Genomic DNA, 14,419 nt, shown 5'->3' on the forward strand with positions numbered 1-14,419 from the left:
CCCGGCGGCCTGTTCTGACTAGGCTGGGAACCGTGATCCAACGAATCCCCGCCCGCCTGCTGTCATGATCGGCGTCCTGTCCGGGTTCTTCGTTGTCTGGGCCATCATCCTGGTGGGCATGTTCGTTGGCCGTCGCGGCATCCTGGGTGAAAATGCCCGCTCGGTGCTGAGCTCCCTGACGTTCTTCGTGGCCAGTCCCGCGCTCCTGTTTGAAACCCTGAGCAAGGCCAAGCTGCATGATGTCTTCGCCGCACCCTTGTTGGTCACCGCCGTGGGTGCGGTCATCACGGGCCTGCTGTTCTTCCTGATCGCCAAGTTCTGGCTGAAGCGCAGCATGCCCGAAGCGCTCATGTCCTCGATGAGCTCGTCCTTGGCCAACTCCGCGAACCTCGGCATTCCCATCGCTGTCTTTGTTCTAGGCGACGCGAGCTACGTGGCGCCGCTGCTGATTTTCCAACTCGCGTTCTTCACGCCCCTGTACCTCATGGCGCTCGATGCCAGCACCAGTTCGCACCGCACCACTCCCCTGCGTTTCCTGCTGATGATCGTCAGGAATCCGATGATCGTGGGCTCTGCACTGGGGCTCCTGGTGGCGGGTACCGGCTTCCAAGTGCCCACGCTCATCCTGGAGCCGATCCACCTCATTGGCGGGGCCGCGATTCCGGCAATGCTGATGGCGTTCGGGATGAGCCTCAATGGATCCAAGCCTTTGCAGAAGTCCACAGGACGCCGACTCGACACCCTGTTGGCGAGCGGCTTCAAGTTGATTGTCCACCCGACGATCGCGTACCTGTTCGCCCGCTTTGCCCTGGGAATGGACGGTCATGCCCTGTTCGCCGTGGTGGTCACCTCGGCCCTGCCCACGGCACAGAACGTGTTCGTCGCTGCCAACCGCTACCAAGCAGGAATTACCGTAGCCAAGGACACCGTCCTCATCACCACGATCGTGGCCGTGCCGGCGATGATCGCAGTGGCGCTGCTGCTCACCTAGCGCTGCCCCCTGCTTGGGTTACTCCACGTCCGCTCTGGCCAGGTAGTGATCCAGGAGTTGCGCACAGCGGATGAAACCCAAATGAGAGTACGCCTGGGGATGGTTGCCAAGGTGGGTTTCCGTGCCGGGGTCGTATTCCTCCGGCAGCAAACCCGTGGGGCCGAACAATGCCACCAGTTGGTTGAACAACTCCAACGCATCGTCCAGGCGGCCAACCGCAAGGTACGCCTCGATCAGCCATGTGGTGCAGATGTGGAAGCCGCCCTCCAAACCAGGCAGGCCGTCGTCGTACCTGTACCGGAAAACCGTGGGCCCGACGCGCAACTCCCGCTCCACGGCGGTCACGGTATCCAGGAACCGCTGGTCCTGGACGTCCAGCAGGCCGGACAGTCCGATGTGAAGAACTGCCGCGTCCAGGTCCGGGCTGTCGTAGGCCACGGTGTAGGACCGCGCGGACGAATCCCAGCCTTCGCGCAGGACTTCCTCACGGATCGTGGCCGCTGTGGGCTCCCAGTCCATGTGCGGAGAGCGTCCGTGCAAGGCCGCGGAACGCAGAGCCCGGTCAAGCGTCACCCAGCACATGACCTTGGTGTACACGTGATGACGCGGCGGCCGGCGTGCCTCCCAAATGCCGTGGTCGGGTTCATGCCAGCGGGCCAGCACAGCGTGTGCCATCTGCTCCATCAGGAACCAGTGTTCGTCCGGCAGGAACCCGCGCCGCTCGGACAGATCGTGGATCAGCTCGGCGATGGGACCAAAGACGTCCAGTTGCACCTGGTGGTCCGCCGCATTGCCGATCCGCACAGGACGGGACCCCGCATACCCCGGCAGGCTCTCCACGATGGCCTCCGTGGACAGCGGCGAGCCCGTCACCGAGTACAGGGGGTGCAGCCATTCCGGGCCGGGGGCGTTGTCCAGGATGCGGCCCAGCCACCGCAGGAACCCGTCCGCTTCATCCGTGGATCCCAAGGACACCAGCGAGTTCACGGTCATGGATCCGTCGCGCAGCCAGCAATAACGGTAGTCCCAGTTCCTTGTTCCACCGATGCCCTCGGGCAGGGACGTGGTGGGCGCGGCCAGGACGGCGCCGGTGGGCTCGTGGACCAGTGACTTCAGTACCAGCGCGGAACGCCGCACCAGCGAAGTTTTGATGGTGGGCAGCTGCAGTGCTTTGACCCACTCACGCGCAACCCGCCCGACGGCGGCACGCCGGGAAGGCTCGCCGGCCGGGTCTGCGGGTGGCGGCTCAGTGTCGCCGCACCTCAGGTTCAATACGACGGGCCCGTCCTGAAGGGCGACTTCAGCGGTCGCCGTCGCGTATTTGCCATCGCTCGTGATGAGGAAGGTGACTCCCGGCGCGGCAAGGATGATCGGATCCGAGGTGCCGATGATGTGCACTTCGTCGCCGCGGATCTCCATGTTGAATGGTGCGTTGGCGTAATCGGGCCGTGGTGCGAACACCACTCGCGCCGTACCCGTCCCCGAAAGAACCCGGACCAAACTGGTGATGCCTTCCGGTGCGGGCTCCAAGTAGTCGGTCACCGTGACATCCGCCCAGCGGGTCTCGACGATCATGGTGTTGTCCACATAGCGCTGTGCCAGCACCGGCGAAGGCTTCACGGGCTCAACGCTGAAGTGGCCCGCAGGATCACCGCCGAGGATGTGCGCGAACAGCGAGCCTGAGTCCGGCAACGGGTGGCTCATCCAACAGACCTTGGCGTCCGGGGTGAGCAAGGCCGTGGAGCTTCCGTTGCCGATCATCGAGTGCCGTTCCAGGCCAACCGCATCTTCGCCGAAAAGCCACGCCCGCCGCAGCTCGAACAACAAAGCAAGCACGTGCGCAAAGGCTTCCGGATCCGGAATGGTGTGCGCCGCCGTCGTATCCCCCGGACCGACGTGCAGGCCAAGGTCCGGTCCCCGCAGGGTGGCCAGTGCCTTCTCGTCGCTTTCGGCGTCGCCCGCGTACAGCGCAGCGCTGACTCCAAGCCGCGCGCGGAGCTGCTCCAGTGCTTGGCCTTTTGCCGGTTCCTCCACCGTCAGGTCAAGCACCGTACCGTCGACGATGAAGTAGAGCCCGAACTCGATGGCGATCTTCTGGGAGGCGAAGAGCACCCTGTCCACCACTTCGGGCGTCGCCGGCCGGGTGTGCACAGCAACGCCTACGGGCTTTCGGACAACGCTGATGCCCTTCTCGAATCCCACGGCCTCGGTCAATGCGGCCGCGACTTGCTGGAGCAGTTGCTCCGTGGCCATGGAGAGCGTGTAGGCGTAGCCCATGTCGAACTCCATACCGTGGGAGCCCACCAGATGGACCTCGGCCGGGAGCCGGGACACCGCCGCCAAGTCCCTGAGGGACCTGCCGGAAATGATGGCCGTGTGCGTGTTCGGCAACGCTGCGAGTGCACGGAGGGCAACCGCCGCACTGTCCAAGGGAAGCGTCTCCGTGGACACGCCCTCGGCGGCGCAGAGGGTGCCCCCGTAGTTGCACGCCACCAGCAGGCCCGGGACGCGTGCCAGGACTCTGAGCTCCGCGAACAGCTGCGGCGTGATGCCGTTCTGTGCATCGGATTGAAGGACGGTCCGGAGCAGGCCAAGCGGGAGCGACTTCATCAGCAGCGCTGAATCGGCAACTGATTGATTCAAATGCGTAGGCATGGTGGACCCTTCCGAAGCGGATAGCTACAGTCTCCGCCCGGACGGTTTCGCTTGACTACCTAGTAGATTGCAAATGCGTAAAGCTTTTCCTTGGATTTATGCGGGAACCAGGCCCGCTACTTCCGCCACAAGCTCCACGGACCGCAGCCTTTCCTCAGTGCCATTGCTCTGGTGGGCCACGATCAGCTCGTCTGCGTCCGCGTGCTGTGCGAACTCGTCCAGGTAATCGCGCACCACGTCCTTGGTGCCCACGGCCGAGAACTTCATCATTTGGGCGATGTGCTGGCCCTGCGGAGAGTCGAGGACCATGTCCGCCTCGTCATCGGTGAACTGGCGTCCGCCGCCGAAGAACAGCGAGACGCGGGCGCGCTTCACTGCGAGGTGGATGGCCTGTGCCTCGGCATTGGTGTCCGCAGCTGTGACGTTCACGCCGGCAATCACGTAGGGCTCGGACAACTGTTCGGAGGGCTTGAAATCGCGGCGGTAGATAGCCACGGCATCCTGCAGGGCGGCAGGCGCAAAGTGGGACGCAAAGGCGTACGGGAGGCCGAATTGGGCGGCCAACTGTGCCCCAAACAGGGAGGATCCCAGGATGTAGAGCGGAACGTTGGTGCCTTTGCCCGGCGTCGCTTCCACGCCCTGGATGCGGGTGGGCCCGGTGAGGTAGCCCTGCAGTTCAAGGACATCCTGCGGGAACGCATCCGAGGACGTGTGGTCACGGCGCAGCGCGCGCATGGTGTTCTGGTCGCTGCCGGGAGCACGTCCCAGGCCGAGATCGATGCGTCCCGGGTGCAGCGTCTCCAGGGTGCCGAACTGTTCCGCGATGGTTAGCGGGGAGTGGTTGGGCAACATGACGCCGCCGGCGCCGAGCCGGATGGTGTTGGTGTGCGCTGCGACGTGGGCGATCAGCACGCTCGTGGCAGAGGAAGCAATCGCGGACATGTTGTGGTGCTCTGCGTACCAAACACGACGGTAGCCGAGCTCTTCCGCTTTCTGCGCCATGGCCACGCTGCCTGCGAGGCTTTCCGCCGCCGTCTGGCCCTTCCCGATGGTTGCCAGGTCGAGGATGGAAAGAGGAACAGTCACGGGGAGGCCTTTCGGTACGTTTCGCGATGCCCGCGCGTTGGTTGCCGGGCACTCTAGCGACAACGACGGCGGCCCCCGGCTTATTTCTGTGAGTTGCGTCGCGCCGTGGCTGTCTTGGGTTTCAGGGACGGTTTTGTGACACCGTTCGACGCCCGATTAACCGCCGTGACCCCTTGTATCCCAGCGTTTCAGAGCGCTTTGACCGCCTCCCGAGGCCTGCCGGATAGTTGCAGCCACAAGTACGCATCAGACTTCCCGATTCGGGTAAACCAAGGAGAATAAAGTGGCACGTTTTGCAGCCAAATCCGGCGTGACCGCGGCTCTGGCCGCCACCGCCCTGCTGGGGCTCGCGGCCTGCTCGGACCCGGGCGCGACGGCGGCGACGGCGCCGTCGGCATCAAGCTCATCCACCAGCACCACCAAGGAATTCAACCTGACGCCTCAGCAGGACCGCGTCAAGGTGACGGTGGATTCGGCTGCAGCCGCCAAGGTTCCGGACGCCATCAAGGCCGATGGCAAGCTGACGGTAGTGACCACCGGCGGCACTCCGCCGCTGAGTACCTTCGCTACCGACAACAAGACGCTGATCGGCAGCGAAGTGGACATTGCCTACGCCGTGGGTGAGACGCTGGGGCTCGACGTCGAGGTCCTTCCCGTCGCGTGGGCCGACTGGCCCCTCGGCGTTGAATCGGGCAAGTACGAGGCCGTCCTCTCCAATGTGACCGTTACCGAAGCCCGCAAGGAAAAGTTCGACTTTGCCACCTACCGCAACGACCTCCTGGGCTTCTACGCCAAGTCAGACTCCGACATCAGCACCATCAAGGAAGCCAAGGACGTCGCTGGTAAGCGCATCATCGTCGGTTCGGGCACCAACCAGGAAGCCATCCTGGTTCGCTGGGACGAAGAGAACAAGAAGAACGGCCTGAAGCCGGTTGAATTCCAGTACTACGACGACGACTCCGCCTCCCAGCTCGCCCTCCAGTCGGGCCGCGCCGACCTGACGTTCGGGCCCAACGCGTCCGCAGCCTACAAGGCCGCGAAGGATGGAAAGACCAAGGAAGTGGGCACGCTGGAAGGCGGCTGGCCGCTGAAGGCTGAGATCGCCTTCACCACCAAGAAGGACAACGGCTTGGCAGTGGCAGCCCAGGCCGCGCTGAACACCCTCATCAAAGATGGCAATTACGCCAAGATCCTGGACCGCTGGGGACTGTCCTCCGAGGCCATCCCGACGTCCGAACTGAACCCGGCAGGCCTGCCCAAGAAGTAGGAACCGCTGTGGCAGGGCAGACCTGCCGACGCCGAATCCCCGCCGGACACCAGCCGGCGGGGATTCTTGCGCACGCTGCCCCAACCAGGGTGGGGTTAGAAGTGCGCGGGGTCGGTGTTCGCGCCGCAGAGAATGACCGCCACCGTTTCGCCGTCGTGGGGTTTGTACGCACCCGAGAGCAGCGCCGCGTAGGCTGCCGCAGCTCCATGCTCCACCACGATGCGGTGCTTCTCCCACAGTGTGCGCCGGGCTTCGACAATGTCCTCGTCACTGACAAGGACGCTCTGCACACCCGTTCGGCGGGCAACGCCGAAGCCGATCTCGCCAATCCGCCGGGCGCCCAGGGAATCAGCGGCTATCCCGGAGACGGCCACATCCACGGGCCCCCCGTGGGCCAGCGCGGTATGCAAAGTGGGGACAGTCTCAGGTTCAACGCCCACTACGTGCGCCCGCCCTTCGGTGGCTGCCGCGATGCCGCCCATCAGCCCACCGCCGCCAACTGCAACAAGGATGGTCTCGACGTCGGGTAGTTCGTCCAACAACTCAAGCCCCACGCCACCGGCACCGGCCACGATCTCCGGCTGGTCGTAGGCATGGCAGTAGACAGCGCCCTTCTCCTCGGCGAAGCGGATGGCGGCGGCGTAGGCCTCGGCGTATTCGGCGCCCCCTTGGACCACCTTGGCGCCAATAGCGTAGAGCTTATGGACCTTGTTGGCCGGCGCCGACTCAGGAACGAACACGGTGGCCGGAACACCAAGCTTGGCGGCGGCGTACGCGTTGGCCAAGCCCGCATTTCCACCGGAGGCCACCACGATCCCGACCCCCGGGTCCAGCTCGCCGTTCTCCTTTGCCGTGAGAAGGCGGTTGAACGCACCCCGGGCCTTGAACGAACCCGTGTGCTGCATGTACTCGCACTTGAACCACAGGTGATAGGGCTCCAGGTTGCCGCTCTCCGCCAAGGGCGTGTGGCGGACCCAGCCTGATGTCCGTGAGTATGCGGCTTCTACTTCTTCGCGTGTGACCATCGTGGCGGCACCTTTCGTCCGTTTCATCCTATGGTTCCAAAGCCAGGCGGGCGGAATAGGCTTGTTCCCATGCCCGACTTCATCCTCCGCCCCTCCATTGCCACCGATGCTGCGTGGATCGCCGAACTCCGTGCCGTGGTGATGCGCCCGGACCTGGAACGGCTGGAGCGCTACGACCCCGTTCGTGTCCGCGAGCGCTTCCTGAACGGCTTCCAGCCGGAACACACGTATGTGATCCACAGCGACGGCGTGGATGCGGGAGTGATTGCTGTCCGGCCCGAGCCCGATGCCAGGTGGATTGAACACTTCTACGTGGCCCCAGCGCATCAGGGCAAGGGACTCGGTGGGGCGGTGCTCCGCCACGTCATGGAAGCTTCCGTCGACGAACGGCCCTTCCGGCTGAATGTGCTGCAGGGCAGCGCTGCCCGGAACCTCTACGAGCGGCACGGCTTCGTGCTGGAATCCGAGGACCCGATCGACGTCTTCATGGTGGCTCCCGGGCGCCTCTGACCACAGCGCCCGAAGTACGGTAACCTCGGCACAAACCTAAGCATTTACGAGCCGGCTTCTGGGGGAACAATGGGGATTTTTCGTGCGCGGACTTTGACTGCTGCAACCGCCGCTGCCGTGGCTATGGCAGCCACCTTGGTGGGTATCCAGCCCGCCACGGCGGACACCCAGCCGACGCCCATTATCGACGGCGTCCCGTACGTGGGTGCGGAGCTTCGCCGGCAGTACGACTACAGCTATTGGGGTTGCAGGAACCCGGACGGCACCTCGGATGGCATTACCTTGGAATGGCTCCGCGACGGCGAGCCGCTCCCGGAGGAGCGGCAGGGAGAAACGTTGCGCATCCTGCCCGAAGACCAGGGCAGCCGCTTGTCCATGCGTGTCCATCCCCTCACTCCCGGTAACCAGGGCTGCCCCACAGGCACGCAACTGAGTGCAGAAACGCAGCCCATCAAGGCTTCCAGCAGGGCGATGGGTTGGACCGCGCGGGGCAACTTCGAGCCCCTGGCCCGCACCCACGACGGCAGGCTCATCTTGTACCCGCGGACGTACATCTACTACAAGGGGGCCTGCGAGGGGCCCTGCCCTGCGTACTGGGGCTCATGGGACGAACCCCGGCAGGTAGGCCAGGGGTGGAACGTCTTTGACATCGTGTTCTCTCCCGGCGACTTTGACGGCGATGGCTATAACGATCTTCTGGCCAGGGACGCTGCCGGGAAACTCTTCCTCTACCCCGGGGACGGCGAGGGCGGCTGGTTCGATCGGGAGCAGGTGGGCCAGGGATGGAACATTTTCAACACCATCGTGGGCCCGGGCGACTTCAATGGCGACGGCACCAACGATGTGCTCGCACGCGACGCCGCAGGTGGTCTTTTCCTCTACCCGGGTGATGGCGAGGGCGGCTGGCTCGATCCGGAGCAGGTGGGATGGGGTTGGCAGGTCATGAACAAGATCATCACCGGTGGCGATATGAACGCGGACGGCGCCGTCGACGTTTTTGGGCGCGACCGGGAGGGCTATCTGCGCCTGTACCCATCTGACGGCGAGGGCGGCTGGGAAGAACCGAGGTACCTCGGCACCGGGTGGCAGACCTTCTCCGAGGTGGCCGGACTTGGCAGCTCCGGCCACTCGAAATACAACGAGCTCTTCGCCGTCGACGCCAACGGCGACCTCATCACCTACACCACTGGTGCTTCAACTACAGGAATGTACGGCCCGTACGGTCCCATCGGCCGCGGCTGGAACGTGTTCAAGGAACTGCTCTAGTGGTCTGTTAGAGGGGCTGCCCCCACACAGCCAGCTGGAGCTTTACCGTCGAACGGGCATCATCCCCGCCCTCCGATGCCGAATTCTGCTGGATCATTGCCAGAAGCAGGCGGAACGGCCCCCGCTTTTTCGGGGTTTTTCGCCAGCGCCAACGGAATGATCCAGCAGAATCTGCACGCTTCATCATCAGGCCCGGACTGCCTCGTCTGAACGCACCGGCGTTTCCAGGCCCAGGTTTTCGCGGAGCGTGGTGCCCCGGTACTCCGTGGGGTACACGCCGCGGTCCTGGAGTTCGGGCACAAGGTGGTTCACGATCTCGTCCAGGCCGGTGGGGATGAGCCATGGCGAAATGTTGAAGCCATCCACGGCGCCAACCCGGGCGTATTCGGCGAGGTGATCGGCGACGGCGGTGTAGGAACCAGTGAAGGTGGCATCGATGCGTGCCGTCTTTGAGGTGACGAACTGGCGGATGGTGAGGCCCTTGTCCTTGGCCTCGGCCCTCCACTGATCCGCAAGCTGGCGGGCCTTGGCACCGTGGAAGCCGCTGCCACGGGTCTCCGAGGTTTCCTCCACCACGGGATCGATCTCCGGGAGGGGGCCGTCGGGGTCGTAGGACGAAAGCTCCCTGCCCCAGAACTGTTCCAGGTACGCGATGGCCTGCTGCGGGCCAATCTGCAGGCTGCGGACCCAGGCTTTCTTCTCCTGCGCTTCCTGGTCAGTGGCGGCGAGGATGAACTCGCTGGCCGGCATGATCTGCACGGCGTTGGCACCGCGCCCTGCTGCCACGGACCGGGCCACGATGTCGCGGCGGAACTCCACAGCGTCGTCGAACTTGGGGTGGGCAGAGAAGATCACGTCAGCCTGGCGGGCAGCGAAGTCGCGGCCCTCGGGTGAGTCACCGGCCTGGAACAGCACGGGCCGGTACTGGGCACTGCGGGGCAAGCGCGGGGTGACATCCACGGTGTAGTGCTGGCCTTCGTGCAGCACTCGCCGAGCCGGGCCGGAGGAGGTCTCCCAGGAGTCCCAGATACGCTTGGCAGTCTCAACGAAAGCCTCTGCGTGCTTGTACCGATCGGCGTGGTCGAGATACCCGCCGCGGCGGAAGTTGGCGCCGGTCCAGGCGTTGTCCGTGGTCACCACATTCCAGGCCGCGCGTCCGCCGGAGATCAGGTCCAACGATGACAAGCGGTGTGCCAGGTCCGCGGGGTCGTTGTACGTGGTGTTCTGAGTGGCCACCAAGCCAATGTTCGTGGTGACAGCTGCCAGTGCGGCGAGCATGGTCTGGGCGTCGGGCCTGCCCACCACATCCAGGGCGTGGGGACGCCCGAGGTGTTCGCGGAGGCGTAGTCCTTCGCCCAGGAAGAAGGCGGCGAACTTGCCGCGCTCTGCGGTCTGGACGATGTGGCGGAACGACTCGAAGTCCGTCTGCGAGCCAGCCTCGGCTGCCTTCCAGATGGTGCCGGAATTGACGCCCTGGAAGAAGATGCCGAACTGGATCTGGCCGCTCGGCTGGAAAATAGCACGGTTGTGCTGTGTCATGGTGATCCTTACTTTCCGGCGGCGGCAATAGCCGCGGCAGACGTCGAATAGCGGTTCTCCGCCGGTCCCAGTCCCAGCACATCGCGGAACGTGCCGTCCTGGATGGGCGGCCGCAGTGAACCTCGGCGGCGCAGTTCCGGAAGAACACGCCGTGACAGTTCTTCGAGTTCCACGTCCAGAACGGCCGGGTGGAGGCGGACTCCGTCGGCTTCTCGAAGAAGTGAGTCGAGAAGCTCGGCGAGACCGGCTGCCGAGCCAACAAAGCCCGCCCGGTCGCCCTGAGCGGCTACCGAACGAGAGGCTGCAGCCTGCCCGCGCGCGTCCAGGACGACGTCGAGCTCCGCCACAATCGCGACGCCGGCACCGAGGCGGGCCCGAACGTCGCGAACCTCGCCTGCGAGCAGCTCCGCAGTGGGGGCGGTGACGAGCACTGCGTCCACGGCGTCAGCGGGCACCAGGCCCTCGCCTACCAGTGACGCAGCGGCGAGCACCGGAAGCTGGCCCTGAAGCGGCCTCGGGATGATGGACGGGCCCTTCACGGAATAGGCGGCGCCGTGGAAGTCCTCCGGGGTTTCGAAGTCCACGTAGTGCAGCTTGTCCACGTCGATGTAGCGGCCGGTAGCAACATCGCGGATCACGGCGTCGTCCTCCCAGGAGTCCCACAATCGGCGGCCGACCTCGATGGACGCAGCGGCTTCCTGGGCCAGGGCGTCGCCTTCAACGTAAGAACGTCCGACGGCGGCAGCGGCCTCGGGCGCTTCGACTGCGGTGGCGATCCACCCGGCACGGCCACCGGATACGTAGTCCAAGCTGGCGAGCTGCGTGGAGATGTGGAACGGCTCCGTATAGACGGTGTCCACTTCCGGAACCACGGCGATGGTGCGCGTTACGGGACCGGCAAACGCTGCCCGCTGCAGGGCGTTGGCCCGCCCGGCTTCCGGGGCGTCCTTGAAGGTTGCCACGTGGAAGCCGGCGGATTCGGCGGCGAGGACGGTGCGGGCAAGGTTCTCATACCCGGCGCCATCGAGTTCAATGGCCAGGAATCCGGCCTTCTCAGCATTGCTCACTTCTGGTCCTGACGTTCGTAGGGGATCTTTCGCCGGCTTCGACGGCCACCGGAAGGCGGTTTTCGGCGGGCGGCAGCGGGCAGGTGGCAAGGTCGGTGTAGGCGCACGGCAGGTTCACGGCCCGATTGAAGTCGAGCTGCACCGTGCCGTCGGCGGCGGGGACCACGGACAGCGAACGGTTGGCCGCGTAGGTGGTCTTGCCGGAGGTCTGGTCGGTGAACAGCACGGACAGTGAACCGGGAGCGTGGCCGTTGAAGGCCGTCAGCGCGAGCTCCTCGCCGGCCAGCTTGAAGCGAATCTCGCCCGGAGCTTCGTACACGTGCTGGATACCTTCGACGGCGGCACCCACCGTAGTGGGTCGCGGAGCCTCGAAGGGCACAAAGGTTCCGGCAACGGCGAATGCCGCGTTCGGGGTGTAGGCGGGGGTCCCCTGATACTCCTGCAAGAGGGCATTCGAAGGGTTGCGCGGCCGAACGATATACTCGCCGCCACGCTTGGCCACCTCGATCACCGCATCGCCCGAGACCAGGTTGATCCCGCCGCGTTCTTCGATCGGCCCAAGCTCAAGAGGAGTGCCGGTGTTCAGTTCCACGCCGTCCTGCTGCAGGCTCTCGCCCGGTTCCAGGACAACCCGTACGACGTCGTCTCCCGCACTCCAGGTGCCGGGCGCACCTTCCAGCCGGGTCGCGTCCCCGGTCAGCCAGTGCAGGTGCGTCACGGCGAGGAAGCCATGCGGGTGGGCACGGTGACGCTCATGGGCGTCGTGCCATTCCTGCCATTCCTCGTCAAAGGCTTCGAGTGCGGATGCGGCGTGCGTAGCGCTATTAGTGTGCGTAGACATTGGCGGTATCGCTCCTGTTGAAGGCGTGGTCTGCGGTGACGGTTGCTGCGGCGTCGGCTTCGGTGGCCCCGGCAAACTCCGGCCGGCCACCGAAGGGGTCTTCGGTTTCCCACAAGGTGCTCGGCGCAGAAGCTCGGACGGCCGGAATGACTTCCAGCGCGAAGCGTTCCAGGATCTCGAGCTGCTGTTCAAAGGGCAGCGTGGTGGGCAGGGAGATCGACTGGAGATCGTGGTTGTACAGCGTGTGGTAGCTGAGGATCTTGTCGATGACCTGCTCGGGGCTGCCCACCAGGGCCGGGCCTTCTGCCACGGCGTGCTGGATATCGCGGAACGGCGAGTTGTTGCCGGGGACGTTACGGCTGGCGGTAAGTGCCTCATAGACCGGGCCGTACTGGCGGATGGCTTCCTGCGTGGTGTCCGCGATGAACACCCCGCCGGCGCCGCTGCCCGAGCCGAGGTACTGGTGCCGAGGATCGTGCCCGTGGCGCTCGTACTCTTCGCGGTAATGGTCGATCAGGACCTTGTAGTTCCCGCGCGGCTGGATGGCGTTGGCCGTGAACAGCGGATCACCCCATTTGGCGGCGAGCGCAGCGGACGTCAGCGTTGTAGCCGAGCCGTGCCAAATCCGGGGTGACCCCGCGAACGGGCGGGGCGTCGTCGTCGTTGGTTCGGTGAGCGCGGGCCTGAAGCGACCCGACCATGTGACGCTTTCCTTACGCCACAGCGTGCGAAGCAGCGCATATTTCTCGGCGAGCAGATCCCATTGCTCGTCCAGGGACAGGCCAAAAAGCGGATATTGCAGCACCTCGTTGCCCTTGCCGATCACCAGTTCCAGGCGGCCTCGACTCAGTTGGTCGATGGTGGCGTAGTCCTCGGCCACGCGCACAGGGTCCAGAACGGAGAGCACGGTGACACCGGTCTGGAGGCGGATGCGGCCGGTGACGGCGGCAATTGCGGCGAGGACCGTCGTCGGGGATGACGAGACGAATTCGCCGGCGTGACGCTCCCCCACGGAGAAGCTGTCGAAGCCCAGTTCCTCCGCGCGGCGAGCCGTTTCCACCACCTGGTTGAGCCGGTCGGCGGTGGAGACGATCTCCCCCGTCACCGGGTTCTTCACGTGCGGGATGATGTCAAGGACTTGGAACTTCACTTGCCTGCTCCGAAAGTAGCTTCGGTGACAGTCTTGGATTCCGGCACGGCTTCTTCCGACAGGCCCCAGCGTTCCAGGACCTTGCCGTAGGAACCGTCCTTGATGGTGGAGTTCAGGGCTTCGGTGATGGCCGGGGCCAGGCCGTTGCCCTTGAGGGTGGTGGCTGCCACCAGCGTCTCGGCGGGCCAGCCTGCGTTGACCTTGCCCACTACCTTCAGGTCGTCGCGGGTGTTCTCGCGATACGTCACGGACGGGTACGGAGCCAGGTTCAAGTCGGTGCGGCCTGAGGAGAGTGCCAGGATGGTGTCGGCATCGGACGAGTAGTACTGCAGGACCGCTGGCGCCTTGCCCTTGGCCTCGAGTTCCTTGTTCCAGGCCAACAGGATCTTCTCCTGGTTGGTGCCGGAGCCCACGGAAATCTTCAGGCCGGAAATGTCGTCCGAGCCTTTGATGTCATAACTGGAACTCTTCTTGGCCTCGAAACCCATGTACGCGGCTCGGTAGGTGGAGAAGTCGAAGAGCTTAACGCGGGCGGCGTTGATGCCCACATTGGAGAAGACGGCCTCGAAGTCGCCGGACTGGGTCTTGAGTGGCCAGTTCTCCCACGATGTCACCTGCAGGTCCAGTTCCAGGCCGAGCTTGTCGGCCACGAGCTGGGCGATGTCCACCTCCACGCCGATGGGAGTCTTGTCGTCCGTGGCGTGGAAGGACAGCGGAATCGAGCCGGCCGTGGTGGCGACGGTCAGTTTCCCGTCCTTGGCGATGGCCGCGGGAACGGCCCCTGCTGCGGCAGCGTCCTTCTCTCCACGGATCCGGTTCTGGTCAACGGAGGTGTTGTAGACGATGCCGTTCTTGGCAGCTTCCGACTCCGGCTTGGCAGCCGACGCCCCGGGATCGGAGCACCCGGCCAGCGCAGGAAGTACGACGGCGGGCAGTACAGCGAATGCCAGGAGCCTGCTTTTGATTGAGCGCGGTTTTGTTTCATGAGCGGCGAAGCCGTGGGCAGTGCGAAGCATGGAGGG

11 protein-coding genes and 1 pseudogene are annotated in these 14,419 nt (G+C 64.8%); 4 read left to right on the forward strand and 8 right to left on the reverse strand.

Annotated elements, in window-relative coordinates:
- Positions 1–64: 64 nt before the first annotated feature.
- On the forward strand, positions 65–991 hold the full coding sequence (locus ACR30Z_RS16410; protein WP_434373600.1) for an AEC family transporter: 927 nt from the start codon (positions 65–67) through the stop codon (positions 989–991).
- An 18-nt stretch (positions 992–1,009) separates the two neighbouring features.
- On the opposite strand, the gene ACR30Z_RS16415 is transcribed toward ACR30Z_RS16410, so the two are convergent.
- Both ACR30Z_RS16415 and ACR30Z_RS16420 read right to left on the reverse strand, forming a co-directional pair.
- The gene (locus ACR30Z_RS16415) at positions 1,010–3,646 is read right to left on the reverse strand and encodes a trehalase-like domain-containing protein (RefSeq protein ID WP_434373601.1); all 2,637 of its coding nucleotides are present in this window, start codon (positions 3,644–3,646) and stop codon (positions 1,010–1,012) included.
- A 96-nt stretch (positions 3,647–3,742) separates the two neighbouring features.
- Positions 3,743–4,732 (reverse strand): LLM class flavin-dependent oxidoreductase, encoded by a 990-nt coding sequence (locus ACR30Z_RS16420; RefSeq protein WP_144649142.1) that lies wholly within the window; start codon positions 4,730–4,732, stop codon positions 3,743–3,745.
- 283 nt (positions 4,733–5,015) lie between these two features.
- On the opposite strand from ACR30Z_RS16420, the gene ACR30Z_RS16425 reads away from it, so the two are divergent.
- Positions 5,016–5,999: an ABC transporter substrate-binding protein gene (locus ACR30Z_RS16425; RefSeq protein WP_144649141.1), complete on the forward strand. Its 984-nt coding sequence runs from the start codon at positions 5,016–5,018 to the stop codon at positions 5,997–5,999.
- 95 nt (positions 6,000–6,094) lie between these two features.
- On the opposite strand, the gene ACR30Z_RS16430 is transcribed toward ACR30Z_RS16425, so the two are convergent.
- Positions 6,095–7,024 (reverse strand): threonine/serine dehydratase, encoded by a 930-nt coding sequence (locus ACR30Z_RS16430; RefSeq protein WP_434373617.1) that lies wholly within the window; start codon positions 7,022–7,024, stop codon positions 6,095–6,097.
- Between the two features lie 69 nt (positions 7,025–7,093).
- On the opposite strand from ACR30Z_RS16430, the gene ACR30Z_RS16435 reads away from it, so the two are divergent.
- Together ACR30Z_RS16435 and ACR30Z_RS16440 are read left to right on the forward strand one after the other, a co-directional pair.
- The gene (locus ACR30Z_RS16435; protein ID WP_167510433.1) at positions 7,094–7,534 is read left to right on the forward strand and encodes a GNAT family N-acetyltransferase; all 441 of its coding nucleotides are present in this window, start codon (positions 7,094–7,096) and stop codon (positions 7,532–7,534) included.
- 69 nt (positions 7,535–7,603) lie between these two features.
- Positions 7,604–8,800, forward strand: coding sequence for an FG-GAP repeat domain-containing protein (locus tag ACR30Z_RS16440; protein ID WP_434373602.1), 1,197 nt, complete (start codon positions 7,604–7,606; stop codon positions 8,798–8,800).
- 186 nt (positions 8,801–8,986) lie between these two features.
- Here ACR30Z_RS16440 and ACR30Z_RS16445 read toward each other — a convergent pair whose 3' ends face one another.
- The 5 genes and pseudogenes from ACR30Z_RS16445 to ACR30Z_RS16465 all read right to left on the reverse strand — a co-directional run bounded on the left by ACR30Z_RS16445 (position 8,987) and on the right by ACR30Z_RS16465 (position 14,413).
- Positions 8,987–10,339, reverse strand: coding sequence for an NtaA/DmoA family FMN-dependent monooxygenase (locus tag ACR30Z_RS16445; protein WP_434373603.1), 1,353 nt, complete (start codon positions 10,337–10,339; stop codon positions 8,987–8,989).
- Between the two features lie 8 nt (positions 10,340–10,347).
- Positions 10,348–11,406 carry an LLM class flavin-dependent oxidoreductase gene (locus tag ACR30Z_RS16450; RefSeq protein WP_434373604.1) on the reverse strand — a complete coding sequence of 353 codons (1,059 nt, stop codon included), beginning with the start codon at positions 11,404–11,406 and terminating at the stop codon, positions 10,348–10,350.
- Positions 11,403–12,247, reverse strand: a pseudogene (locus ACR30Z_RS16455) (DUF1684 domain-containing protein). The gene ACR30Z_RS16450 and the pseudogene ACR30Z_RS16455 overlap by 4 nt, the downstream one beginning before the upstream one ends.
- Entirely contained in the window at positions 12,231–13,397 is a 1,167-nt protein-coding gene (locus ACR30Z_RS16460) for an LLM class flavin-dependent oxidoreductase (RefSeq protein ID WP_144649135.1), read from the reverse strand. Before ACR30Z_RS16460 ends, ACR30Z_RS16455 begins: the two are co-directional and overlap by 17 nt.
- Complete coding sequence (locus ACR30Z_RS16465) at positions 13,394–14,413, reverse strand: ABC transporter substrate-binding protein (protein WP_434373605.1); 1,020 nt, start codon at positions 14,411–14,413, stop codon at positions 13,394–13,396. The genes ACR30Z_RS16460 and ACR30Z_RS16465 overlap by 4 nt, the downstream gene beginning before the upstream one ends.
- Between the last annotated feature and the right edge of the window lie 6 nt (positions 14,414–14,419).

It is taken from the genome of Paenarthrobacter sp. FR1 (assembly GCF_051106045.1).
Taxonomy (GTDB): Bacteria; Actinomycetota; Actinomycetes; order Actinomycetales; family Micrococcaceae; genus Arthrobacter; species Arthrobacter nitroguajacolicus_A.

What these genes read in the sequence shown, in the direction of transcription:
- ACR30Z_RS16440 (WP_434373602.1), top strand. Translation starts at nt 7,604, where the DNA reads ATGGGGATTTTTCGTGCGCGGACTTTGACTGCTGCAACCGCCGCTGCC.
- ACR30Z_RS16430 (WP_434373617.1), bottom strand. Translation starts at nt 7,024, where the DNA reads ATGGTCACACGCGAAGAAGTAGAAGCCGCATACTCACGGACATCAGGC.
- ACR30Z_RS16435 (WP_167510433.1), top strand. Translation starts at nt 7,094, where the DNA reads ATGCCCGACTTCATCCTCCGCCCCTCCATTGCCACCGATGCTGCGTGG.
- ACR30Z_RS16415 (WP_434373601.1), bottom strand. Translation starts at nt 3,646, where the DNA reads ATGCCTACGCATTTGAATCAATCAGTTGCCGATTCAGCGCTGCTGATG.
- ACR30Z_RS16410 (WP_434373600.1), top strand. Translation starts at nt 65, where the DNA reads ATGATCGGCGTCCTGTCCGGGTTCTTCGTTGTCTGGGCCATCATCCTG.
- ACR30Z_RS16445 (WP_434373603.1), bottom strand. Translation starts at nt 10,339, where the DNA reads ATGACACAGCACAACCGTGCTATTTTCCAGCCGAGCGGCCAGATCCAG.
- ACR30Z_RS16465 (WP_434373605.1), bottom strand. Translation starts at nt 14,413, where the DNA reads ATGCTTCGCACTGCCCACGGCTTCGCCGCTCATGAAACAAAACCGCGC.